We start from the raw sequence: 23,376 nt of genomic DNA, 5'->3' as shown, positions 1-23,376 counted from the left end.
TTGTAATTGTTTTATTTCGAATGGGCATTCAACATTTTTAGGCTGGCAATAATATTTTTCTTGACTGTAGAATATTGACTCGATATATCCGTTGTAATTCGCAGGCAGGAAAAAAGGAGGACGCCATGACCATTTCGGGGATCCGCCAGCCTGGCCATACAGCCGAATGCCGCGTCATCGACCCGCCCCACACCGAGCCTCGTTTTGTCGTCGGTCTGCAACTCATGATGGGATTCAACGGCGAAAGCGGGCAAATCCGCTCGATTGCCAACGTGTTGGGTTGGCAAAAACCCGAATATCTAATGACCGCGATCCCTCGTCTCGACTCCACCACCGTGAAAATCGTCCCGTCGGCGGAAGTAGTGTTGCGGTATATCCTCGACGGCACCGTGTACGGTTTTTCAACCCGCCTGATCGGCGAATACCAATCGCCGGTGCCCATGTGGGTGCTGGAATACCCGAAGAGCGTGGAATTCAAGAATCTGCGTCGCAGCCCGCGGGTCAGCCTCGAATTGCCGGTCACCTGCGCCGACGGAATGCAAATGCGCACGGTGGACATTTCGGCCAACGGGGCTTTGCTGACGGGCAACGCCCCGCTATCGATCGGCGACATTCTGCGGATTTCCTTCAATCTGCCGGACGGCACCGCGATCGACAACCTGGAAGCCGACGTGGTGCGGGTGCAAAAGTCGCGCACCGAGTCGCTGTTCGGCATCAACTTTCACGAAACGTCGGATCAACTCGCCAAGATCGCCCGGTTCATCTACCAAACCGAGTAACGCCGCCCGACTCAGCCGCGGCCGAACAGCACCATCAACAGCCCCAACAGAGTGAAAACCAGTCCGCCGCCGATGGCCAACCACGGCCAGACCCGACGCCCCGCGAACAAGTAGGCTTCGGTCGGCTTTTGCGGATCGTACGACACGGGCGGCGCCTCGGGCAGCGCTTCGATTTCCCGTCGCGCTTCCTCGAGGCGATAGATTTGTTCATACGGTTGAAAGCGGGTTCCCGTATAGGAAATACCGTCCACTATATAGGTGTATTCTACATCGAGTTGCCAGCGCCGGCTCGGGTTGTCGGTCGCGGCTGCGATGCGTTTCGGGACGATTTCCCGGCGGCTGATTTTGCCCGGCGCTTTCGGCCAGCGGCTGACGTTGTCGATGCGGATATACAGGCGCAAGCCGGCCAGCAACGTGATGACGCCGATCGCCAGCATGAACCAGTAACCGATCACATCTTCCTCCCCGATGGATTCCCCGCCAGTTTAGCCGCCCCGGCCGCCAACGGCCAGCGCCGACTTGAACCCGGACGGCGAATCACCGAAAGTGGAGCCATGAAAGTCGTCTTCTGCGAACCGCCGGTCCTGGCTTCCTGGGAAGGGCAAAAACAGGTTCCCGAGCGTCTGTACGGCTGCTCGTACGAACTGTACCACTTTCCCGACCTGGCCAACCTGTATTGCGCCGCCGTCGCCGAGCAGGCGGGGCACGAGGTCCGCCTCATTGACGCGGTCGTCGAGCGCCTCGCCCCCGCGGCCTTCTTCGCCCGCCTCGCCGATTGGCGTCCGGACGCGGTGGTGTTGCATTCGGTGCTGTTGTCCAAGCCGACCGACCTGGAAGCCCTGCGTCGCCTGCGCGAAATTCTGCCCAAGGCGCAATTGATCGTTCACGGGCCCGAGCCGACGCGCGTTCCCGAAGCGTACCTGCTGGACGAAAACACCGTGGTGATCCGCGGCGAGCCCGAAAACTCCCTGCGCGAACTGCTGGCCGGCCGTGCGGCCGGCGGCCAGTCGCGGCGATTCGGCGACGACTGCGAGCACCTGCCGATCGACGGCGAGCTGGTCGACGTGGCCGCGTTGCCGTTTCCGGCCCGCGACCATCCGGACGTGGCGCCCTTCTACCGGACCTTGCGGAACCCCAAGTTCAGCCGCGGGCCGTTCGCGCCGCTGATGGCCAGCCGCGGTTGCGCGTTTCGCTGCCTGTTCTGCGTGCCCAACTCCATCAGCTTCGCCCGCGAAATGGAATACGCGCGGGTGTTCGGCAAAAAACCGCCGGTCGCCGTCGCGCCGGCCGCGCGGGTCGTTGCCGAATTCACCGCCCTGGCGGCGGCGGGTTACGGCGCGGTGGCGGTCGTCGACGATCAGTTTCTCTGGTCGAAGGAGCGGACGCTGGAGATCTGCCGCGGCATCAAGCCGCTCGGCCTGGAATGGGGCATGCTTTCGCGCGCCGATTTTCTCGACGATCCGGAAATCGTCACGGCGGTGCGCGAGGCCGGCTGCGTGTCGGTGGACATCGGGGTGGAAAGCCTGTCGCCGGCGACGCTGGAGTACGTCAACAAAAACCTGACGGTGCCGCAGGTGGAAAAAGCCCTCGCCGTCTGCCGGTCGTGCGGCCTCAAGCCCAAACTGAACATCATCATCGGCGCCAGCCCCGCCGAAACGCCGGACGACGTGCGCGGGACGGTGCGGCGCCTGCGCGACCTCGAGGTCGAAATGGCGATGTTCTCCATCGCCACGCCCTTCAAGGGCACCGGGTTTTACGATCTGGCCGTCAACCAGGGTTTTCTGGTGGACGCGTCCGACGCGGTCGATCCGGTGAAAAAAAGCGTCATCAGCTATCCCGCGCCCGGGATGGACCGGCGAACCCTCGAACGCGAAAACCGCCGCGCCTATTACGCCTTTTACCTGCACCCGAAAACGCTGTGGCGCCGCCTGCGGGCCGTGCGCGGCCCGCGCGAGCTGTGGCGCAACCTCAAAACCGCCCTGCGCCTCTTCGCCGATTTGAAGTGACCGCCGCTAATCGCGGCAGAGCGTCTTGCCGTGTTCGCTGATCAGCCGTTCGGCCGCCGCCGCGTCGATGCTCGGGATGACGAAATCGGTTTCGGGAAATTGAAACTTCACCCAGGCCGGCAGGATCGGCACGCAGCCGCGCGCTCGCGCCGCCGCGACCATCGCCGCTTTTTGCGGATAGTAAGCGGCCACCGGCAAACCGAAGCCGTCGGTCACCGAAAGGTGTTGTTCGACCGCCGCCTGCCGAAAAAAGGCGAATTGGACGGCGAAAATCACGACGCCGAGTGCCAGCAGCGCCTGTTGGCCACGCCCCGGTTTTTCCGGCGCCAGCAACGGAACGACGACGATCAGCGCGGCCAGCGCCGGCGCGAAATAACGAAACGCGAAACCGACGGTCGCCAGATTCGGCAAAAACCCCGCCAAGAGAAACACCGCGAAAAAAGTTCCGAACAGCGCCGCCGGCGTCCGCCGCCGCGCGGCGAACCACCCGCCGAGAACGGCCAGGAACAGCGGCGCCAGCAGCATCGACAGGCGCCTGAGTAAAACCCGCCCCGGATGAAGTCCGGACCAGGGAAGCTGATCGGCGTTTTGATAGAACGTCAGATGCCCGAGGTAATTGACCGGATCGAACCCGTAGCTGACCAGGTTGCCGCCGACGCAACCGGCGACGGCGACGAGCAGCAGCGCGGCCCGCGGCATTTTCGTCCGGAAGACGGCGAACCAGAAGAGCGCCGTCGCCGCCGCCGCGCCGAGCAGCGCCAGGCTCCATTCCTGTTTGCCCAGGCCGACGCCGAAAGCGGCCAGCCCGACCAGCAGCCGCCGCGCCCGCTCGCCGCCGCGCCCGCGGATTTCCAGGCCCACGGCCAGGGCAAACAACCCGGCCGCCAGGGCGCCGACGCTGCCGTCGAGGTACAGATTGATCGAGGAGGAAACCGCCAGCGGCGACAAACCCGCCGCCAATATCAGCGCCAGCAGCAAAGGCCGCTTTTCTTGTTGCGGCGCCGTCAGCACCGCCAGCCCGAGCAGGAAGAGGACGACGAACAGAAAACCGGCGAAGGCGAGGCGGGCGACGAAAATCCAGGTCCATTCCTGAAAGGATTGCAGCCCGAAAACGGCCCGGGCGACACCGCCGAGCGCCGACAGCAGCTCGTACGGCGGCGCCGGATGATTGAAGGGCTCGCGGATTTCCCGGCCGTCGATCCGGCCCAGCAACAGGTAGGCAGGGCCCGCGGGACGGCTGTAAAACAGGTCGGCGAAAATGCCTTCCTCGCCGATGGGCGGTTGCGCGAGAAAAGCGGCGCGGCCGCCGAAATAGCCGCCGGCGCAGATCGTCAGCCAGAGGAGAATCGTCGCGAGCCGCCGCACCGGGATCCCCGCCGCCGGCCGTCAGTAACGGCGCAGCATGATGACCAGCGAAGCCAGCATCACCTTGACCATGTAGTACGCCGACCCCAACACGGTGATCGACGATTTGCCCGCGATGCGCGGCCGCATCGTCACGGGCGTTTCGCGGATGCGCAGGCCGAGTTTTTTCGCCAGCACGATCGACTCGACCTCGGGGTATTCCTCGGGAAAATTTTTCGCGAAGGCCTCGATGGCCCGCCGCGAGAAGGCGCGGAAGCCCGAGGTCGGATCGCGGTAGAAGCGCCGGGTCAGCAGGACCAGCAGCGCCGCGAGGATTTTGCTGCCCAGGTGGCGCGCCAGGGTCGAAACCCGTTCGCCGCCCGAGCGGTAGCCGATCGCGATGTCGCAATCGCCCGCGGCGAGCGCCGCCAGCAGCTTGGCCGCTTCGCCCGGCACGTGCTGGCCGTCGCCGTCGAACTGCACCGCGGCGGTGAAGCCGTGGCGTAGCGCGTAGCGGAATCCGGCCTGCATCACGCTCGCCACGCCCAGGTTGAACGGAAATTCGAGCAGCGCCACGGGTTGCCGGCGGGTCAGGGCCGCCGTGTTGTCCGTGCTGCCGTCGCTGACCACGAGGATTTCCTCGGGCCGGGCCACTTCAGACAACTCTTGCAGCACGCGTTCGATGTTCGCGCTCTCGTTGTAAGCGGGAATGATGAACAGGGTTCGCGGCTCGGTCATCGGTTGCCGTCTTTCGCGTCGTTTCGGGTTGTGACGATTCGCTTCGTTTATAGCCCAGCCCTCGGGCGCGCGCAACAAACCGGCGGAATCGACTTCCTCCTTGGCGCAACGCCGGCCACCGCGCCGCAAACTTTCTCCGACCCGTCGTTCGGGTGACAATTACGGAAGCAGCCTGACGGCGTGTGGCGCTGAGATTAGACTTCGGTGTAACCCCCGGGCCGATCGGCCAAGGCGGTAAAGGCGGGCGCGTACTACGCTAGCTGCTGTACATCGCACACGAAATAATTTCGTGCGCCCGACCCTGCTGGTGCGGTTTCAGATCGGTGGGGATCCGGAAATTTTTCAGTTCATGGTACACCTGGTACCGAGCGCAATCTCCCGCATCCCCCGTGCAATACGTACTCACCAGAGTTTCCCAGGAGCCGAGCGGCAAAGCGATCGCATTGTTGTAGTACGGGCAAAAAGATTGGAATGGACACCGTTGCATGATCGACCCTGCTTTTCGGAGAGACCCCATCGGGACCCTTTCAATATACACCACATCCTATATGCACTCAATTAGTCGGCGTTCGGTGCATATTCCTTAAATTATTTATTCGGGATTTGTTACTTTTTCCATTCCCGGCGGTGTCACTTGATTAGGATTTGCGTTGCGCTGCGGTCGCGAAATGCTTACCTTGTCGACGAAAGAGGAGGTATTGACCTTGGATCCGACCACGACCGGCTTTCTGTTCTGGGACCCGACGATGATTTTGCTGATCCCGGCCCTCATCCTGGGCATCTGGGCACAGTCGAAAGTTCGTAGTGCTTTCAACAAGTTCAGCCAGATTCGGGCGGCCTCGGGCCTGACCGGCGCCCAGGCGGCGCGGGCGTTGCTCGATCGTTCGGGGCTGGCCGACGTGAAAGTCGAGCCGATCCCCGGCAATCTGACCGACCATTACGATCCGCGCGGTCGCGTGTTACGCCTTTCGCAAGGCGTATACGCCTCCAACAGCCTGGCGGCCCTGGGCATCGCGGCCCACGAAACCGGCCATGCCCTGCAGGATCAGGCGGGTTACTGGCCGATGCGGGTGCGCAGTTCCCTGGTGCCGGTCGCCAGCCTCGGTTCGACCATGCTCTGGCCGCTGCTGATCGGCGGCTTCCTCTTCGGCATCAAGCCGCTGGTGACCATCGGCATCCTGCTCTACAGCGTGGCGGTGCTGTTTCACCTCGTGACTCTGCCCGTCGAGTTCAACGCCTCGTCGCGGGCCCTGGCGATGCTGGAAACCACCGGCGCCCTGGCCCCGCAGGAAATCGGCGGCGCCCGGCAGGTGCTTTCGGCGGCGGCGATGACCTACGTGGCCGCCACCCTTGCCGCGGTTCTGACGCTCATCCGGCTGCTGATTTTGCGGAACCGGGATTAGAAAAAGCTGCTTAAAACAACGCCCCGCCGGTAGCGACGGGGCGTTGTTTTTTTATCCGAAATCTAGAACAGGTGCAGTATTTGCGAATAGCGGGGCAGACGCCACAATTCGGCGTCGACTTCCTGCTCGACGGTGTCGCAAACGGCGCGGAGCTTTTCCAGCGCCTTGTTGCCGTCCTCGCCCAGTTTGTTCGCGGCGGATTCGACCGAGCCGTTGGCTTGAATCGCGGCGGCGATCGCGCCGACCTGGTGGATGTTTTCCTCGAGCGCGCCGAGCAGATCCGACAGGTACTTCACCTTGCCGACCAACACCTCCTTGCCGCGGCCGGTCGTCAAAACGCGCTCGGCCTCGGCGTAACGGCGGATTTGCTCGACGAGGGCGGGCATTACGGTGATGCGGGCGATTTCTTGCAACAGGTTCAGTTCGAGCAGCTTGACCTTGATGTAGGCCTCGCGGCGCACCTCGACCTTCGCGTCGATTTCCTTGTGGGTCAGGATGCCGTACCTGGTGTAAAGCGACACCACCTCGGGATCGAGGTAGGTGTAAAGCGCCTCCGGGGTGTTCTTCGCCGCCGGCAAGCCGCGCACGGCCGCTTCCTGGTGCCAGTCGTCGGCGTAGTTGTTGCCGTCGAAGCGAACGCGCCGGGTTTCCTGCACCGCCTCGCGGATCGCCGCCAGCGCCGCGTCACGCACCTTGGGGTATTCGCCCTTCAGCTTGTCCATCTTGTCGAGCATTTCCTGAATGCCGTAGGCCATGATGAGGTTGAGGGCGGTGACGGCCTCGGAGATGTTCTGCGAGCTGCCGACGGCGCGGAACTCGAACTTGTTGCCGGTGAAGGCGACCGGCGAAGTGCGGTTGCGGTCGGTGCAATCCAACTGCACGCCCGGCATCTGCTTCACGTTGATGTCCAACGACGCCTCTTCCAGGTCGGCGATGTCCTCGCCCTTGGCGATCGCGTCGAGCACCTCGCCGATGTAGCCGCCGATGAACACCGACATGATGGCCGGCGGCGCCTCGTTCGCGCCCAACCGGTGGTCGTTGCCCGCGTCGGCCACCGCCGCGCGCAGCAGGCCGCTGTAACGGTCGACGCCCTTGAGCATCGCCGCCAGAAACACCAAAAACTGAATGTTGCGTTTCGGCGCCGCGCCGGGCTCGAACAGGTTGAGGCCGTCGCTGTCCATCAGCGACCAGTTGACGTGCTTGCCGCTGCCGTTGATGCCGACGAACGGCTTTTCGTGCAATAGCAGCGCGAAGCCGTGCCGCTCGGCCACCCGCCGCATGATTTCCATCGTCTGCAGGTTCTGATCGACGGCGAGGTTGGCCTCGACGAAGGTCGGCGCCAGTTCGTACTGGTGCGGGGCGACTTCGTTGTGGCGGGTCTTGTAAGCGATGCCGCGCCGGCTCAGTTCCTCGTCGAGCTCTTCCATGAACGCCAGGACGCGCGGGTCGATCGCGCCGAAATAATGGTCCTCGAACTGTTGGTGCTTGGCCGAGGGCGCCCCGAGCAAGGTGCGGCCGGTCAGCAGCAAGTCAAGCCGTTTTTCAAAGTAAGCCTGGCTGATCAGAAAGTATTCCTGCTCGGGCCCGAGGGTGACCATGACGCTTTTAGCCGTGCGGTTGCCGAACTTTTTCAGCATTTTCAGCGCGACCGATTCCACCACCTCGAGCGACCGCAGCACCTGGGTTTTCATGTCGAGGACTTCGCCGTTGTACGACATGTAAACCGAGGGAATGACCAGCGTGGAGTTTTTCGTGCCCTTCGCCAGAAACACCGGCGAGGTCGGATCCCACGCCGTGTAGCCGCGCGCCTCGAACGTGCTGCGCATGCCGCCGCTGGGGAAGGAAGACGCGTCCGGCTCGCTTTGAATGAGTTGCGATCCCGAAAAACGGTCGATCACGATGCCGTTGTCGATCGTCAGAAACGAATCGTGCTTCTCGGCGGTGACGCCGCGCATCGGCTGGAACCAGTGGGTGAAGTGCGTGGCGCCGTTGTCCAGCGCCCATTCTTTCATCGCGTGGGCGACCTGATCGGCCAATTGGCGGCTGAGCGGTCCGCCCTCGTCGATGATGGTGGTCATTTCCTTCAAGGCTTCCTTGCTGATGTACTGCGCCATCTTGTCGCGGGTGAAGACATCGCAAGCGAATTTCTGGTAGGAACGCACGCTCTCTTTCGACATAAGGCAATCTCCCGGTTAAAGAAGCGGTTTAAATGAAATTAAAAAAATGAGCCAAGCAAGTGCGGTTAGCGTGAACAGGCTCACTTTTTGCTTTTTTCTTGCTTCGTCACTGCAATAAATAGCAAATTATCCATTTTTTGCAATCAAAAAGTAGACGATATTGCATTTTTTTCGATTTTTGATTGCATTGATCGTTTTGCAATTTATCGCTAATAACTATATTACAATACGAAAATCCTGACCTATTATCGTTGCTTGGCAAGCTCGGGAGGTTGTTTTGCCTCGCCGCGACGAAAAAAAAACCTGCGCAACGCCCGGCCGGCGCGCCGATCCACGAATTTTCGAGGGTCCGTCTCGGCATTTCCGTGAGGTCGACGGGTTGCCGAAACGGTTCAATATTCGCAAATCCCGGATATCATGACCGTTTGTCAATCCTGCGTGTCATGGTATAATAATTGCATATTTACCAAAAGAATTAAAATGGAGAACTGCATGAGAACCGGCTGGCGAGCGGCAGTGGGGACCGGCGTTTTTCTTTTCCTGGTCATTTTTCTATCGCTCGCCGGCGGTTGCGGAACGCCGGACGATTCTTCCTCGTCCGCCGACAGCGAGGCCACCGTGGACGACGATCACGGATCGCCTCCGGGGTCGATTCAGGAGAATGACGACAACGAGGCCGACGATGATAGCGCGGATGACGACGATGACGCCGCGGACGACGACAGCGGCGACGACGATGTTGCCGCCTGCGGTTATGCGCCCTTGCCCACGAACGAGAATGGCGTCTTTGTCTCGGCCGACACGGGAAACGACGACAACCCGGGAACGATGCAGGCGCCGAAGAAAACCATCGCCGCCGCGATCCCCCTCGCCTACAACGCCGGCCAATCCGTCTTTGTCGCCGGCGGCCGCTATGAAGAATCGGTCCTAGCAAAGGTTTCCGTATTCGGTGGGTATCGTGCCGCCAATTGGACGCGCGACATTGAGGCGGTTCGGACGATCGTGGCTCCGCCCTTTCAACAAAAATTCGTCATCAACAACGACGAAAAAGGAAAAACCATCGTTCTGGAAGGAATGGAGATTCACGGCTCCGCCGACACCAACAACCAGCCGTACAATCATACCGCCACCTCGGCAGCCGTGACGGTGGACAGCGAGGCCGCCGTGCTTTCCTGCAATAAGCTGGTGGGCGGTTCGGTGGTGGATATCGGCGGCATGGCCGGCGCCATATCGGCGGCGGTGCAGGTGGTCGCGGCGCCCTCTCTGTTGCTGGTGGACAACCTGCTGCAAGGCGGCCCGGCTTTCGGGATAATCGGCGCCGAATCCATCGGCCTGTGGATCGACGCTCCCAGCCACCAGGTCGTCGCCAAGCGCAATGTCATCCGCTCCGGTTTGGCCGTTGGTCCGGTGATTGGCGGCGCAATTATCGGCGTCTCGGTCTCCAGTTTAACCTCGTCCGCCAAAACCGTGCTGATCGCCAACGAGATCCGGGCCGAGAGTCCGTCGGCTGGCGCGAAAGTCGATGAAGCCGTAGCGGTGGGGTCCTATGGTTTGGGTAAACTGGTGATGATCGCCAACTCCGTGTTGATGAAGGAAGCGGGCTATGATGCGGCGATCGTCGCTTACGGGCCGATCGTGCTGCTGCAAAATACGATCTTCAGCGAAAACGAATGGCCGGCGCGGTCGCTTTGGCTCGCCGACACCGCCACCCTGGTGGACAACGTGTTCGTGGCTTCCGGGGACGGCGCTTCGCGGTTCATTGAGGTGAATAACGATGCGCATCAGCTCCGTTTTTTCGCGAATGATTTTTACGATGACAGCCCCGGCTTTTCCTTCGTGTATCATGATACGTTCGCGATCACCGACCTGGCCGAGTTCAACGCCTGCCAGTGGGCCGGCTGCGCGGCGGCGGCGGGCAATATTTCCGTCGATCCGTTGCTGGCCGGCGCTAATGACGTTCATTTGCAGACCGGCAGCCCGTGCATCGATCAGGGGGTCGATCCCTCATCCTGGTATGACGGCGACGCGATTCATTTCGATCTCGACGGCGATCCGCGCCCGCAGGGTGCCGGCTGGGATATCGGCGCCGACGAGGCGGCGGCGAGGTAAAACGGCTACTCTTCCGCCACCAGCGGGTAAGCGTGCGCGCCGACGCTGACGCGCCAGACATGGGTGCCGCGCAGTTCGGTGACGTAGAGCGAGCACGGATCGAAATCCGGCCCGGCGCCGAAGGCCATGGAAGCCGGACCTTCCATCCCGGCGGCGAGCGCCGTGAAATCGCCGGTGGCGGGATCGACCCGCACGATTTTGCCCGACAGGTTTTCCGTCACGTACACCATCCCGTTTTCGTCGAGCGCCACGCCGTCCGGCCAGGAACCTTTGTCCAGTTCGGCCAGCACGGCGAAATCGAGCGGCAGTCCCGCCGCGTCGAGCGAAACCGCGAACAGCGGGCTGCCCGGAGCGATGGTGCCGGCGACGTACAGCGTTTGCCGGTCCGGCGAATAAACCATGCCGTCGGGCGAGACGAGGCCGTCGAGCCAGTGCGTCAGCTCGCCGCCCAAGGTCAGCTCATAAATCGTCGCGGTCTCGTTGTCCGATACCAAAAACGTCCCGCGCGGCGTGTAGGTGATGAAATTCGGATTCGCCACCCCCGTCGCGACCAGGGTCTTGGCGTAGCCGGGACCGATTTTGTAAATCGCCCCGTCGTTGGGCGCCGGCAGCGAACTGGCGCCGAAGTCGCAAACGTACAGATCGCCGTCCGGCGCGAAGGCGATGCCGATCGGGTAGACGAAATCGACGATCGGCGCCCACGTGCCGTCGGGCTGCACCAGCGAAACGGCGGTCCGGTTGGCGACGAACAACTCGCCCGCCGCCGAAAAAGCGATGCCTTCGCTCATGTCGAAGCCCTGGGCGAAGATCGCCTTCTCGCCGACCGGCAAATCGGCCCAGCAAGCAGTCGCCTCGTCGTCGTCGTTGTCGTCGTTGTCATCATTGTTGTCGTTATCGTCATTATCATCGTCATCATCGTCGTCGGTCTCAGCGGCGGTTGAATCATCATCGTCATCGCCCGACGAACAGCCGGCAAGCAGCGTCAGAGCCAAAAGCAGCGACAGGAAAAAGCGGCTGAAAATCATGAAACGGCTCCTTGTTTTCAGGTCCGGCGCGCTCACCGGGCGGCGGGCGCGACGATGATCGTGTGCGTCGGGGTGTTCGGGTCGGTCCAGACCGACAGCACCTGGGCGTCCTCGTCCCAATCCGACGACCAGGCGCCCGTCGGATCGCTGACCTCGAGCGTCCAACCCGCCGGATAATCGCGCGAGACCGCCAGGTAGATCTCGGTCGGTCCGGAGACGCCCGAACGCTCGTCGAAAACCAGCGTCAGCGCGCCCGCCGCGGGATCGTAACCGTAGGAAACCGGCGTTCCGGCGACGCGGCGCGGATACGAAGCAGCCACCATCGCTTGGAACGTCGCGTCGGCAGACTCCTGGAACGAACTGCAATCCCAGTACGACCAACCGCCGCTCACCCGCTCCAGCATCCGCAGGGCCTCGTTCACCCACAGCCGATGATTGTCGTCGTCGAAATAGGAGAGCATCGACCACTCGCCCGCCAACAACGGCGCGCTCTGCCGTTCGGCCGCCGCGGCGCCATGGCGCTCCCAGCTATCGAGGGTATGGTCGACTTCCGGCAGGTAACCGCCCGCGAGTTCGATCGGCAAGGGGTACAGATGCGGAAAATAAGCGAGCCGGTTCGGCCCGTCGCGCGGATCGTCGAGCACCCGCACGTACATCGGTCCGCCCTGGTTGGTCAAAAACGCGGTCGGCTCATAGAAAATCCAGCGGTCGGCGTCGACCTGGCGGATGGCGTCGATCAGCCGCTGGTTGTATGCGGAATACTCGTTTTGATCGAAGTCGCGGTACCGCAAAAGCCCCGAACCCTGCCACGCCTCGTTCATCAGATCGTAGCCGAGTACCGCCGGATGATCGCGGAACCGTTCGGCGACGTGCGCCCACATGGCGGCGTAATGGTCCTGCAATTCGGGATGACGGTCGTAGCTCCAGAAATTGTCGAAGGCGCGGATCACCGCCGGCGACAGGTAATCGAACGCCCAACCGCCAAGCATTTGGCTGAAAGGAATGTAGGGCCAGCCGTCGGTGATCGTCGCCCATTCCGGCGCGCCGTCGCTGCCGCCCCATTCCTCGGTGATGAAAGGTCCCCAGAGGTCCTGGTGCATGTCGAGCACGACGGTGATGCCGGCGTCGCCCAGCCAGTCGAGCCGTTCCGCGACGGCATCCAGGTAATCCTCGTCGTAGACGCCGGCCGTGGGTTCGATCCGCGCCCAGAAAATCAGGTAGCGCGCGAAATTGAAGCCCCAGACCTCGGCCAACTCGATTGCGTCCGCCTCGGTGCGCTGCGGCAGGCCCGAATCGCCCTTGGCGTTGCCGTCGAAATTGCAGCCGTGCAGGATCATCGCGCGACCCTGCTCATCGCGGATATAGGGATCGGCGGGCGCGGCGGTATCGTCGTTGTCGTTATCGTTGTCGTTGTCGTTGTCGTTGTCGTCGTCATTGTCATCATCGTCGTCATCTTGAGCCTGCCCCGGGCTTGATCCGGGGTCGCCGGACGAGCAGCCGAGGAGCAAGATCAAAAACGAAAGCGAAAAGAAAAGCAGCAGCCGGGCCATGACCGAGCCCCCTTTGTTTTCTTGTGCCGATAGTTGACTGGCGAATCCGCGGCGACACCGCAGGAAATCATACACCGGAAACGAATGCCGCAAAACCAAGTCCGCCGGACCGTTTTCCTCGGGCCGGCGATCGAACTATAATCTTCTCCGGCGGCGCCTTCATCGCTCCACGCAAACGAGGAACATCGCATGGACCCAAAACGGATCGACCGCGCGGACCTGGACCAGGTGCTGGAACGATTTGAATTCCCGCCCCGTTTCGACTGGGGCGCCTCCACCTCGGGCTATCAGGCCGAGGGTGGCTTCAACGGCCCGGACGAGCCGAAAAACAACTGGTACTTTTTCGAAACCTCCGGCAAGAAAGAACGAACCGGCGCCAGTTCGCGCTTCCTCGAATTGTACGAGGAGGATCTCGACCGCGGCCGGGCGATCGGCCTGAGCCTGTTCCGCCTCGGTATCGAATGGGCCCGGCTGCAACCGAGCGCCGACCCGGAATGCCGGACGCCGCCGCCCTTCGCGCCGGACGCCGCGCGCCGGTACGCTCGGATCATGGCGGCCTCTTACGACCGCGGCATGTTTCCGGCGCCCACGCTGCATCACTTCACCCACCCGCTCTGGGCCGGAATGGATTTCTGGCTCGACCGCGACCGCGTGCGCGAACTGTTCGGCGCCTACCTCGAATTCGCCGTCACCGAAATCAACCGCGTGCTGGTCGAGGAACTGGGCAAACCGCCGATCCCCTACTACATCACGATCAACGAACCGGTCGGCGCTTCGCTGCCGGCGTACGTGCTCAACGCGTTTCCGCGCGGCTCGGCCAAGGGACTGCGCGCCGCCTTCACGGCCTACGAGAACCTGCTGCTCGCCCACGTGCTGGCCTACCGGGCCGTGCACCGGATTTATCGCGCGCGCGGCTGGGCGCGGCCGACCGTCACCTGCAACACCTGGTGCGCCGGGATTTACAGCATGGACCGCCTCGCGCAGGACATTTTCCTTGCGCCGCGCCACGGCGTCGCCCGGGCCGACCTGCCCGGATTCCTCGCCCGGCAAAAAAAGGATTTCGACCGCCTGATCGGCGCCGTGCCGTACATTCACGGGCCGCAGTGGGCCAAGCGGGCGTTCGACGGCCTCCTCGAATCGCTGATCGAGCGCCAACTGCGCCGCCAGCCCCTCACCGGCTTGATGGACGAGGTGTACGCCGGCGGCGAGCCCGGCGTGGTCGACGCGGTCGGCTTCGATTTTTACGATCCCTTCTGGGCCAACAATCTCGACTTCGGCCTCTGGCCGCCGGTGCGGTTGCGCATCGAGTCATGGGACTGGAACACGAACGCGAAGGCCCTGCCCGCGTTTCTCGAATCGTATTCCACCGCCGCGCGGGACCTGCCGATCCACATCCTGGAAAACGGCATCGGCATCCGCGGCGCGGGCAACGTCGGCGTCCCGCGCGCGGACGGGATGACGCGCGATCAGGCGCTGAAGAACGCGCTGCTGGAAATGCTGCGCGCCATGGGCCGCGGCGCGGACGTCCGCCTGTATTCGTACTGGACCCTGGTCGACAACTACGAGTGGGGCAGCTTCGCGCCGCGCTTCGGCCTGTTCGCCGTGGATTACGCCGCCGGCGCGCGCCGCCTGCCACACGATATTCTGGGCGGCAACGCCGCCGGGCTCTATCACTGGATCATCAAAGCCTTCGCGGCGCGGGATAAAAACGCCCTGCGCGAGGCCTTCCTGGCGGACGAATATCCGCGCGTCGTCTAGGCCGCGGCGCGTTTTCGATCAGCGGTTGTCGGAATCTCCGCTTGGCGCCACACCCTTTCTCGGGAGCCCTTACCGCCGCTCGTGCTGCCGTTGAAACCGTGACCGCCGCGGCAGGCGGTTATTCCACTTTCTCCGGGGCGGCCAGGATCTTGAATTCGACGCGGCGGTTTTTCTCCCGGCCGGCGCCGGTCGCGTTGGAAGCGATCGGCACCTGGTCGCCGAATCCCTGCGCCTGAAGCGAATCCGGCGCGATGCCCAGGATAATCAACCGGGCGCGCACCGCCTCGGCGCGTTGCTGCGACAGCCGCAGATTATGCTGCTTGTTGCCCTCGGACGAGGCGTGGCCCTCGATGCGCAAGAGTTTGAGGTTGTAATCCTTGATCGCCCGCGCCACCTGGTTCAGCAGTTCGTAGCTTTCCGGCAGGATAACGGCGCTGTTGACCTTGAACTGGATCTTCTCCTTGATCTGGATCTGGTCCTTGGTCACCTGCACCTTGTCGTAAGCCGGCGGCGGACAGCCGTCGAATTCCTTGACGCCGGGGGTCGTGGGACATTTGTCCTGCGAGTCCATGATGCCGTCCCCGTCCGTATCCTTGTCGGGACAGCCGTGCAGTTCCAGGGGGCCGGCTTCGTTGGCACATGAATCGGCTGAATCCGGAATGCCGTCACCGTCGTTATCGACGTCCGGACAACCATCGTCGTCCTGCCAGCCGTCGAAATCCTCCTTGACTTCCGGGCATTGATCGCGGTCGTCCAAAATGCCGTCGCCGTCCCGATCGAGCACCGGCGGTTTGGGAACCATGCCGCGGCGGAACCAGCTCAGGCCGCCGACGAGGCGGTAATCGGGACTGCCGACGCCCTGGTTCAGGCCCGCGCCGACGCCGGCGTGGAAACTGAGGCCGTCCCAGATCGTAATTTTTGCGCCGCCGACCAGTTCCAGCGGATTGAGCGATTCCTGCGAATAAAAATCGTCGAAGGGCGCGCGATTGTCGAGTTCGACGAAAGCCAGATCGCCGCGCCGGTCGATTTTGTAAGCCGCGCCGAGCCGCTGTCCCAATTCGTCCTTGATGTGCAGTTCATTGAGCAGCCGCGTTTGCGGCCGCAGAATGACTTCCAGGTTGTAAGCGAGAATGACGTAGCGATTTTCCCAATCGACGATCGCGCCGGGGAGATAGATCGTGTCGCCGTCCGAAGCGAAGCTGTGAGCGCTGCCGGTCGGCGAGGTCACCTCGAATTTGACGCCCACGCCAACGGGCGCCTTTTCGCGATCGAGAATGCTCCCTTTGGCGCCGAACCGCCATTCGTCGCCGACCTGGGTTTCGCCATCGGTTAAATTCTTGTTCAGATCTTGAATGACCAGCGAAGGACCGTTCACCATGACGTTCACCATCGGCAGCGGTCCGAAAGCGCCGTAGTAGCTGAAGTCGGTTCGTTGTCGAACCAGACTGTGAACGTCACCGTTTTCCATTTCATAGACCAACGGATTGTTGACATAGTCGGCGTAGATTCCGCCGCCGAAACCGAGAAAGCGCAACGACGGCGACCCCCAAACGGAACCGAAACCGGAACCGTCGGGATTGAGCCGCCAGAGCTGGACGTTCATCCCCGGTTTATCGGCCCGCGCCGGCGAAGCGCCCAGATTAAGAGCGAAGAGCGCCAGGAAAACCGTCGCCGCCGTCTTCAGCGGAAGGCGAAAAAAAAAGCGTTTCCGCAGGCCAAGGGCCAGTCCAATCGGCGCCAGCAGCCACAGCGCCGTGTCGTCATCATTGCCCGGTCCGGCGATCGAACAACCGCCGCCGCCGTGCGTCCAGCCGCTTTCCTCGGAATGATCCGGTTCCGGGCTGATGTTCAGGTCATCATCACCGGAAGACGAGTCATTGTCATCGTCATCGGTCGGTGAGGCATCATCGTTGTCGTCATCGGCCGGCGAAGTGTCGTCGTTATCGTCGTCGGCCGTGTCGTTGTCATCGTTGTCATCGTTGTCATCGTTGTCGTCGTTGTCATCGTTGTCGTCGTTGTCATCGTTGTCGTCATTGTCGTCATCATCGGCCGTGTCGTTGTCATCATTGTCGTCATTGTCATCGTTATCATCGTTGTCGTCGTTATCATCGTCATCGTCGTCAGCAGTGTCATCATCGTCGTCGGCCGTGTCGTTATCATCGTTATCATCGTTGTCGTCGTTGTCGTCGTTATCGTCGTTATCGTCGTTGTCGTCGTTGTCGTCGTTATCGTCGTTGTCGTCGTTATCGTCATCATCATCGTCATCGAGGCAGTTGCCGTAGAAAACAAATGCCCGGCCTTCATCGATCTGATCGTTATCATAGGAAGGAGCGCCGATGACGATATCGTCGCAATTGTCGCCGTTCACATCGCCAGCGTCGGACACGCTGGTACCGAACAAAGCGCCGGCTTGATCGGATTCGGCCTCCCAATCGAAGGAAGCGGAAGGGCCGGCAGCCGAGCCGAAGGAGATGAAGGCGCCCCCTTCGTCGGTGGAGCCGTTATCGTAAGAACGGGCGCCGATCAAAACGTCTTCGTATCCGTCCCCGTTGAAGTCGCCGGCGGTAGAGACCCCTGATCCGAAAAGTGAATTTGCCGTTCCCAGATAAAACGACACGTCGGGTGTGAGTCCCGGACCGGACGGCGCGCCCGAATACCAATAGGCAATGCCGGTGTTCAAGCTGTAACCGGGCGAACCGATGACGATATCGGAATAACCATCCCCATCGACATCGCCGGCTGAGGCGGCGCCGGCGCCGAACAAGGACATGCTCGAAAAACCGTAATCCCCCCAGTCCGGCGTGGTGGAGAGTCCGCTTGCCGAACCGTAAAACAGAAAAACAGCGCCGATATTGGTGTAAATCGCGTCGTAGCGGGGCGAGGAAATCAAGACATCGTCGTATCCATCCCCGTTGACATCGCCGGCCGAGGCCACCACCGTGCCGAAGTAGGCCAGCTTCTGGTCGCCCGGAATGAAAACATCCGCCGTCGCCGACAAACCGGCGGCCGAACCGTAATAGACAAACGCCGCGCCGGTATTGAGAACTTCATTGTAATCGTAGTTCGGAGCGCCGACGATGACATCGGCAAAGCCGTCGCCATTGACGTCGCCTGCCGAGGCGACACTGGCGCCCAGCGATGCCGACTTCTGGTCGGAATCCACGATCCAATCGGCGATCAAGGAAGGTCCGGCGCCGGAACCGAGGTAGACATAGGCGCGGCCTTCTTTCAGCTCCGTGTTCAAATAGCGCGGTGCCCCGATGATGATGTCGTCATAACCGTCGCCGTCGACATCCCCCGCCGAAGCCACGCTGTAACCGTAGCGGGCGTTGATCTGATTGGAATCCATCAGCCAATTGGGCGCGGCGGAAGGACCGGACGGCGAACCGTAATAAACGAAAACCATGCCTTCGTTGGAAATGTCGTTGTCGTAACTGTAAGCGCCGACAATGATGTCGGCATAACCGTCGCCGTTGACGTCGCCGGCCCCGGCGGCGGAAAAACCAAACAAGGAATTGGATTGGTGGGATTCGGCGGACCAATCCGGCTCCGCCAGGGTAAAGAGATCAGGTGAAAACTGTTGGCTCATTCCGGGTATCACGCCGGGCTGCGGCCAAGTGATACCCGATTGATGATGGATATTCGGCTCCAAAACTACAGTAGTCGGAATGACTTCCCGAGCTTCGCCGCTTTGAGCCAGAAAAACAAAACTGAAAAGACACAAAAGAAGACACGAAATGTTTTTCAAGGCCTGCCCCCGATTATTTTATAGTTTTCCCCACTAAATTTTATCGCATTTTCCCATGAATAAGCAAGGTAAAAGAAAAAATAGAGGGAAATAAAAAATTCTTGTTAAAAATAAAATTAACGCCCTTTTTTCAATTTTTAAATTCCTGGAACCATTCAGGAGCCGAATGGAATTGGATTTGGACAAAATGGCCTTGGCAAGCTGTTGGGCGGAACAGGGATCGAACCTGCGACCTCCGGTGTGTAAGACCGATGCTCTAACCAGCTGAGCTATCCGCCCGGATCACGGCCGCGAACGCGGCCGAATCAAACCCTTCGATTATCCTGCCGTTTCCTCGGTCGGGGCCTCGCCCGACAGCGCGCCGGGCGGCAACAAACGGCCATATTCCGGTTGTACTTTCGGCCCGAATTTCCGCGACCAGTAGAACATCGCCGCGCCGGCCGCCGCCACGAAGAAGCCGATGAATTGGCTGGTCGAGAACGGCGATTCGATGACGGTTTCGTTCAGGCTGCCGCTCTCGGTGCCGAACAAACCCATGAAGCCGGCGATCCCCGCCAGCGCCAGGCCGAGGTACTCGACCGGCCGCGGGCGGCTTTCGCGGCCGCGCGCGTAGAGCCAAAGCGCCAGGCCGGCGGCGAAGAGCACGAAGTACAACAGGTCGAACAGCGGCACGTGACCGCGGATTTTATCGCCGCGCACGATTTCGATCAGAAAACGGTTGAAGGCGTAAACCATCAGCAGCAGGCCGAAGACCTCGCCGTGGCTGCGTTTGCGTTCGCGGTACCAGCGCAGCAGCAGAAACAGGATCAGGCCGTTGAAGCCCATGTAGATCTGCGTCGGGTGCAGTGCCTGGTCGATGCCCCAGGTCTTGGTGGCCGAGGCGTCGAGCGGGAAGTGTACGCCGATGGGCAGGTCGGTCGGCGCGCCGTAGCAGCAGCCGTTCATAAAGCAGCCGAACGGCCGGTGGATCGCCAGGCCGAGGCCGACGTAGGGCGCCAGAAAATCGCCGATTGCCGCGAAATCGCCTCCCTTGATTTTGACGTACAGCCAGACCAGCAAAATGCTGCCCAGAAAACCGCCGTAGAACACCAGGCCGCCTTCCCAGACCTTGAAGGCTTCCAGAAACACTTCCCACGACGATTTTCCCTCGGTGGCGAAGCGCTCGCCCCAGGTATTGATGACGAACATCAACCGCCCGCCGACGATCGTCCCGACGATGCACAGGATCACGATGTTCAGCGCCATATTCACGTCGATCTGCTCGTACGGGGCGCGGCGGCGCAACAGGATGATCGACACGACGAAGCCCAGCGCCATCGCCATGCTGTAGGTCCGCACCTCGTGGCCGAACAGTTCGAATAAAATCGGATGCAATGTTCCGCTCCTTTCCGTCGCCGTATCCTAAGCGCCCGCCCCCCGGCGGATCAAGTGGGGCAGCGGACCATTTTGCGCTCGCGCCGCACGTTGTGGGCGACCGGCGGTTGTTGTATTTAGAGTAGTGACACCGGCAAAGGAGTTCAAAGCATCGAACCTCAAATTTCGCCCTGGGAACGATTAACAGCCCGGCGGCGCGAGTCGGGCGAGGCCTGGCCGCGGCTGGCGTTGTTCTTCGCCGCCTGCCCCGATCCCGCCGCGCTGCTGGCCTGGACCGAGCGCCTGCCGCCCGCGGCGAAGGAGTTGTTGGCGGCGGCCTACGGCTTTTTCACGCCGGCCCAGGCGGCGCGGCCGGCCGGCGAGCCGGCCGCCGGTTGGGAAAAGGCGCGCGTGTTGCGGCACGTGCGCGAATACGGCTATTACGCCAACTGCAAGATCGGTTTGCAGTACGCGGTCGAACAGGGCTTCGACGGCGTGATTTTCGTCGGCCGCGGCGCGGAATTCACCCCGGAGGCGCTGCAACCCCTGCTGGAAGCCGCCGTTTTCGACGGCGCCGCCATCGCGGTCGGCCTGGCGAGCGATACGCCGCCGCCGTCCGCCGCCGAACGCCGGGCGATCCGCCTGACGAACTGGATTCTGCACCGCTCCTGGCGCGAATTGCGGTCCGGGTGGCGGTATTATTCGACCGCCGCGCTACGCGCCATTCCCTTCCTGCTCAACACCGAAAACGAGGCGTTCGACGCCCAACTGTTGATTCAGGGCCGCGCCCTGGATCTGTCGGCGACCGAGGTTCCCCTGCCCGGCGCGCGGGTCGACCGGCCCGCGCTCGGCGATCGCGAGGCCTGGCGCCTGTTCTCGCCGGCGCTGCACTACCGCCTGCACCAGCTTCACCTGCTGCGGCACGGCCGCTGGCTGGTCGATTTCGGCGAGCGTTACACCTACAAGCGGTCGCCGTTCGGTTCGCACCAGCAGATCCTGGCGGCGGTGCCGGCCGGCAGCCGGGTGCTGGACCTGGGATGCAGCCAGGGCTTGCTGGCCGATCGGCTCGTCAAGGCGGGATGCCACGTGGCGGGCGTCGATCAACTGCCGCCGGAGCGGGTGCGCCTGCCCTACGACCAATACCGGCAGGCCGATCTCGACGACCCCGCGCTTCGCCTGCCCTACGGCCGCGAATTCGACGTGGTGATTCTGGCCGACGTCATCGAACACCTGAAAAACCGCGAGGCCGTCCTCGCCCTGGCCCGGCGGCACCTGAAACCCGAGGGCCGGATGATCATCTCGACCGGCAATATCGCCATCTGGTTCTACCGCCTGTCGCTGCTGCTCGGGCGCTTCGAGTACGACGCGCGCGGCATCCTCGACGACACCCACGTGCGCCTGTTCACCCGCGCCACCTTCACGCGGCTGCTGCGCCAGGCCGGGTTCGAAATCGTCCGCGTCGCCGTGACCACGCTGCCGTTCGAGATCATCTTTCAGTCGCACGCCGAAAACCCGCTGGTCCGTTTTCTGGACCGCGCCTATCATCGTCTCGCCCGCTTCTGGCCGGAACTGTTCGCCTACCAGTTCGTGCTCGAAGCGCGGATCGCGCGGCTCGAACACGGGGAATCGACCGCCTGGCCTGAGGCCGCGGGGAGATAACGCCGCATGCCCCTCAATCCGCTGGAACTGCTGCGCGAAACCTATTGCGTCGCGCCGTCGCCCGCCGTCGCGCCCTTCGTCGATCACTTCCGCCGCGTCTTCGGCGAGTCGCTCGCGGCCGTCGTGTTTTACGGCTCGAAACTCGACGACCAGCTCGCCACCGATACCAGCTTTTTCGACTTCTACCTGATTTGCGACGACTACCGCCGTTTTTACCGCCGCCGGCGCGACCGTTGGCTGGCGTCGTTCCTGCCGCCCAACATCTATTACCTCGAACTGGAGCGGCCGGCGGGCGGTAAATCGACCTGCAAGTACTGCGTCATCAGCCTCGCCGACCTGAAAAAGCACGTCGCGCCCGATGCCAAGGATTTTTACCACCTGGGCCGGTTCAGCAAACGCCTGGCCGTCATCTGGTGGCGGGATACTTTCGAGCGCGACGAGGTGCTCGGCGCCTGTTACCAGGCCATGGAGACCCTGACCCCGCACGCGCTGAACAAGGTGGGCGCCGTTTTCACGCTGCCCGAGCTGATCCGGCGCGCCCTGGCCCTGTCGTACGAGGGCGAGGTGCGCCTCGAAAAAACCGACGAAAAGGTCGAGGCGCTTTATCGCGCCGCCGAACCGTTCTACCGCGCGATCTGGGCGCACTTGCTGGAACAATACCGCGCCTTCGAGCCCGAACTGTTCCGGCCGCGCCTGCCCGAGGACGACCCGGAAACCTATTACCTGCGCCGCCCGGCTTCGTTGCACGCCGCCCAATTGCGGGAAACCGCCGCGCTGATCCGCCGCAGCCGCCGCCGGGCCAAGGCGCGCTGGCCCAAAAGCATCCTGCTCACCGACAACTGGGTGGATATCCTGCTGGCCAAGGTCGAACGCACCTACGGCGTCAAACTCGAACTGACCCCCCGCGAACGCCGCTGGGTGCTCATTCTGGGCTGGCGGCACTTCTTCCGCCTGCGTCGCGAAGGAAAGATTCGCTGAATCCCGCCTGAGCGCTGCTTTGCCGTTTCAATGCCTGGCTTGCCGGTTGCTTGTATTTTTCCTTGACCGGTGCTAGTGTTGAGCCATCGGGAAGGGGGATTCCTGGTAACAGGGCCGGTTTTGCGTGGGGCACGGAAGCCTTTACCGGGAAGGGTTTGTCTTCGTGTTGATCTTCAAGCGCAACCTGAATTTTCACCTGAGCTCCAAAGGCCTGCAACGCTCCTTCACCATCCTGATCATTTTGGCCGTCCTGGGCATGATCGGCATTTTCGCTTTGAATTACGGGTTGTTGCAGCGCCCGCTGAACCGCGTCATCGGCCGCGATGACCGCAACCTGGGCGTTCGCGCCACGGCCTATTTCGACAGCTACGTCGACCTGGACACCATCGTCTTCGACGTGCGGGGTCTGGATCCGCGCAGCGGCGCGCAGGGGTTGGTGCGGACCTTCCTCGAATACGCGCACGAGTTGCAGGGCAGCGACATCGACGAGGTGATCATCGCCTACCGCGGCCAGCGCAAGCTCAAGATCCGTGGCGACGACTTCCTGACCCTGGGCGCGTCGCTGGGCACCGCGCAACCGCGCGAGGTGATGTGGGAACTGGCGCACAACCTGCGCTTCCTCAACGGCAAGATGGTGATGAGCAACCTGCCCGGCAATTACGCGGCGCTGCTCCAAAAGAGCCTCGGCGACGTGCAGCAAACCGAGGACGCCACCGCCAACCAGATATTGCAGACGATCCAGCAGTAAC

General features: G+C 62.3%; 16 protein-coding genes and 1 tRNA gene. 8 read left to right on the top strand and 9 right to left on the bottom strand.

Annotated features, from left to right (window positions below):
• Positions 1-125: 125 nt before the first annotated feature.
• Complete coding sequence (locus GX444_05905; GenBank protein NLH48123.1) at positions 126-779, top strand: flagellar brake protein; 654 nt, start codon at positions 126-128, stop codon at positions 777-779.
• 11 nt (positions 780-790) lie between these two features.
• Here GX444_05905 and GX444_05900 read toward each other — a convergent pair whose 3' ends face one another.
• Positions 791-1,234: a DUF3592 domain-containing protein gene (locus GX444_05900; GenBank protein NLH48122.1), complete on the bottom strand. Its 444-nt coding sequence runs from the start codon at positions 1,232-1,234 to the stop codon at positions 791-793.
• 99 nt (positions 1,235-1,333) lie between these two features.
• On the opposite strand from GX444_05900, the gene GX444_05895 reads away from it, so the two are divergent.
• A complete protein-coding gene (locus GX444_05895) occupies positions 1,334-2,785 on the top strand; it encodes a radical SAM protein (GenBank protein ID NLH48121.1) in 1,452 nt (483 codons plus the stop codon).
• A 6-nt stretch (positions 2,786-2,791) separates the two neighbouring features.
• Here the strand turns inward: GX444_05895 and GX444_05890 are convergent, their stop codons facing one another.
• Positions 2,792-4,150: a hypothetical protein gene (locus tag GX444_05890; protein ID NLH48120.1), complete on the bottom strand. Its 1,359-nt coding sequence runs from the start codon at positions 4,148-4,150 to the stop codon at positions 2,792-2,794.
• A 21-nt stretch (positions 4,151-4,171) separates the two neighbouring features.
• The gene (locus tag GX444_05885; GenBank protein ID NLH48119.1) at positions 4,172-4,867 is read right to left on the bottom strand and encodes a glycosyltransferase family 2 protein; all 696 of its coding nucleotides are present in this window, start codon (positions 4,865-4,867) and stop codon (positions 4,172-4,174) included.
• Positions 4,868-5,535: 668 nt separating this feature from the next.
• On the opposite strand from GX444_05885, the gene GX444_05880 reads away from it, so the two are divergent.
• On the top strand, positions 5,536-6,270 hold the full coding sequence (locus GX444_05880) for a zinc metallopeptidase (GenBank protein NLH48118.1): 735 nt from the start codon (positions 5,536-5,538) through the stop codon (positions 6,268-6,270).
• Positions 6,271-6,332: 62 nt separating this feature from the next.
• On the opposite strand, the gene GX444_05875 is transcribed toward GX444_05880, so the two are convergent.
• On the bottom strand, positions 6,333-8,447 hold the full coding sequence (locus tag GX444_05875) for a glutamine synthetase type III (GenBank protein NLH48117.1): 2,115 nt from the start codon (positions 8,445-8,447) through the stop codon (positions 6,333-6,335).
• Between the two features lie 492 nt (positions 8,448-8,939).
• Here GX444_05875 and GX444_05870 point away from each other — a divergent pair, with 492 nt between their 5' ends.
• Positions 8,940-10,556, top strand: a complete 1,617-nt coding sequence (locus tag GX444_05870; protein NLH48116.1) for a DUF1565 domain-containing protein — start codon at positions 8,940-8,942, stop codon at positions 10,554-10,556.
• A 5-nt stretch (positions 10,557-10,561) separates the two neighbouring features.
• Here GX444_05870 and GX444_05865 read toward each other — a convergent pair whose 3' ends face one another.
• Both GX444_05865 and GX444_05860 read right to left on the bottom strand, forming a co-directional pair.
• Positions 10,562-11,581 (bottom strand): SMP-30/gluconolactonase/LRE family protein, encoded by a 1,020-nt coding sequence (locus tag GX444_05865; protein ID NLH48115.1) that lies wholly within the window; start codon positions 11,579-11,581, stop codon positions 10,562-10,564.
• Between the two features lie 32 nt (positions 11,582-11,613).
• Positions 11,614-13,131 (bottom strand): glycoside hydrolase family 5 protein, encoded by a 1,518-nt coding sequence (locus tag GX444_05860; protein ID NLH48114.1) that lies wholly within the window; start codon positions 13,129-13,131, stop codon positions 11,614-11,616.
• A 189-nt stretch (positions 13,132-13,320) separates the two neighbouring features.
• On the opposite strand from GX444_05860, the gene GX444_05855 reads away from it, so the two are divergent.
• Positions 13,321-14,889 carry a glycoside hydrolase family 1 protein gene (locus GX444_05855; GenBank protein ID NLH48113.1) on the top strand — a complete coding sequence of 523 codons (1,569 nt, stop codon included), beginning with the start codon at positions 13,321-13,323 and terminating at the stop codon, positions 14,887-14,889.
• A 118-nt stretch (positions 14,890-15,007) separates the two neighbouring features.
• On the opposite strand, the gene GX444_05850 is transcribed toward GX444_05855, so the two are convergent.
• From GX444_05850 to GX444_05840, 3 genes are all read right to left on the bottom strand, one after another.
• Positions 15,008-18,478, bottom strand: a complete 3,471-nt coding sequence (locus GX444_05850; protein NLH48112.1) for an OmpA family protein — start codon at positions 18,476-18,478, stop codon at positions 15,008-15,010.
• A gap of 364 nt (positions 18,479-18,842) precedes the next feature.
• Positions 18,843-18,916: transfer RNA gene (locus GX444_05845), tRNA-Val, on the bottom strand.
• A gap of 39 nt (positions 18,917-18,955) precedes the next feature.
• Positions 18,956-20,011 carry a prolipoprotein diacylglyceryl transferase gene (locus GX444_05840; GenBank protein ID NLH48111.1) on the bottom strand — a complete coding sequence of 352 codons (1,056 nt, stop codon included), beginning with the start codon at positions 20,009-20,011 and terminating at the stop codon, positions 18,956-18,958.
• Between the two features lie 228 nt (positions 20,012-20,239).
• On the opposite strand from GX444_05840, the gene GX444_05835 reads away from it, so the two are divergent.
• The 3 genes from GX444_05835 to GX444_05825 all read left to right on the top strand — a co-directional run bounded on the left by GX444_05835 (position 20,240) and on the right by GX444_05825 (position 23,375).
• A complete protein-coding gene (locus tag GX444_05835) occupies positions 20,240-21,649 on the top strand; it encodes a methyltransferase domain-containing protein (protein ID NLH48110.1) in 1,410 nt (469 codons plus the stop codon).
• A 6-nt stretch (positions 21,650-21,655) separates the two neighbouring features.
• Positions 21,656-22,627, top strand: a complete 972-nt coding sequence (locus GX444_05830) for a hypothetical protein (GenBank protein NLH48109.1) — start codon at positions 21,656-21,658, stop codon at positions 22,625-22,627.
• Between the two features lie 163 nt (positions 22,628-22,790).
• On the top strand, positions 22,791-23,375 hold the full coding sequence (locus tag GX444_05825) for a hypothetical protein (protein NLH48108.1): 585 nt from the start codon (positions 22,791-22,793) through the stop codon (positions 23,373-23,375).
• Position 23,376 lies beyond the last annotated feature (1 nt).

It is taken from the genome of Myxococcales bacterium, assembly GCA_012517325.1.
Classification (GTDB): domain Bacteria; phylum Lernaellota; class Lernaellaia; order Lernaellales; family Lernaellaceae; genus JAAYVF01.
The sequence above is the reverse complement of the archived record's forward strand: the minus strand, read 5'-3'. Positions and strand labels throughout refer to the sequence as shown.

Bases quoted from the DNA above. Each gene is read 5' to 3' on its own strand.
- GX444_05830 (NLH48109.1), top strand. From the start codon at position 21,656: ATGCCCCTCAATCCGCTGGAACTGCTGCGCGAAACCTATTGCGTCGCG.
- GX444_05875 (NLH48117.1), bottom strand. From the start codon at position 8,447: ATGTCGAAAGAGAGCGTGCGTTCCTACCAGAAATTCGCTTGCGATGTC.
- GX444_05895 (NLH48121.1), top strand. From the start codon at position 1,334: ATGAAAGTCGTCTTCTGCGAACCGCCGGTCCTGGCTTCCTGGGAAGGG.
- GX444_05860 (NLH48114.1), bottom strand. From the start codon at position 13,131: ATGGCCCGGCTGCTGCTTTTCTTTTCGCTTTCGTTTTTGATCTTGCTC.
- GX444_05905 (NLH48123.1), top strand. From the start codon at position 126: ATGACCATTTCGGGGATCCGCCAGCCTGGCCATACAGCCGAATGCCGC.
- GX444_05855 (NLH48113.1), top strand. From the start codon at position 13,321: ATGGACCCAAAACGGATCGACCGCGCGGACCTGGACCAGGTGCTGGAA.
- GX444_05880 (NLH48118.1), top strand. From the start codon at position 5,536: ATGCTTACCTTGTCGACGAAAGAGGAGGTATTGACCTTGGATCCGACC.
- GX444_05870 (NLH48116.1), top strand. From the start codon at position 8,940: ATGAGAACCGGCTGGCGAGCGGCAGTGGGGACCGGCGTTTTTCTTTTC.
- GX444_05850 (NLH48112.1), bottom strand. From the start codon at position 18,478: ATGAGCCAACAGTTTTCACCTGATCTCTTTACCCTGGCGGAGCCGGAT.
- GX444_05865 (NLH48115.1), bottom strand. From the start codon at position 11,581: ATGATTTTCAGCCGCTTTTTCCTGTCGCTGCTTTTGGCTCTGACGCTG.
- GX444_05885 (NLH48119.1), bottom strand. From the start codon at position 4,867: ATGACCGAGCCGCGAACCCTGTTCATCATTCCCGCTTACAACGAGAGC.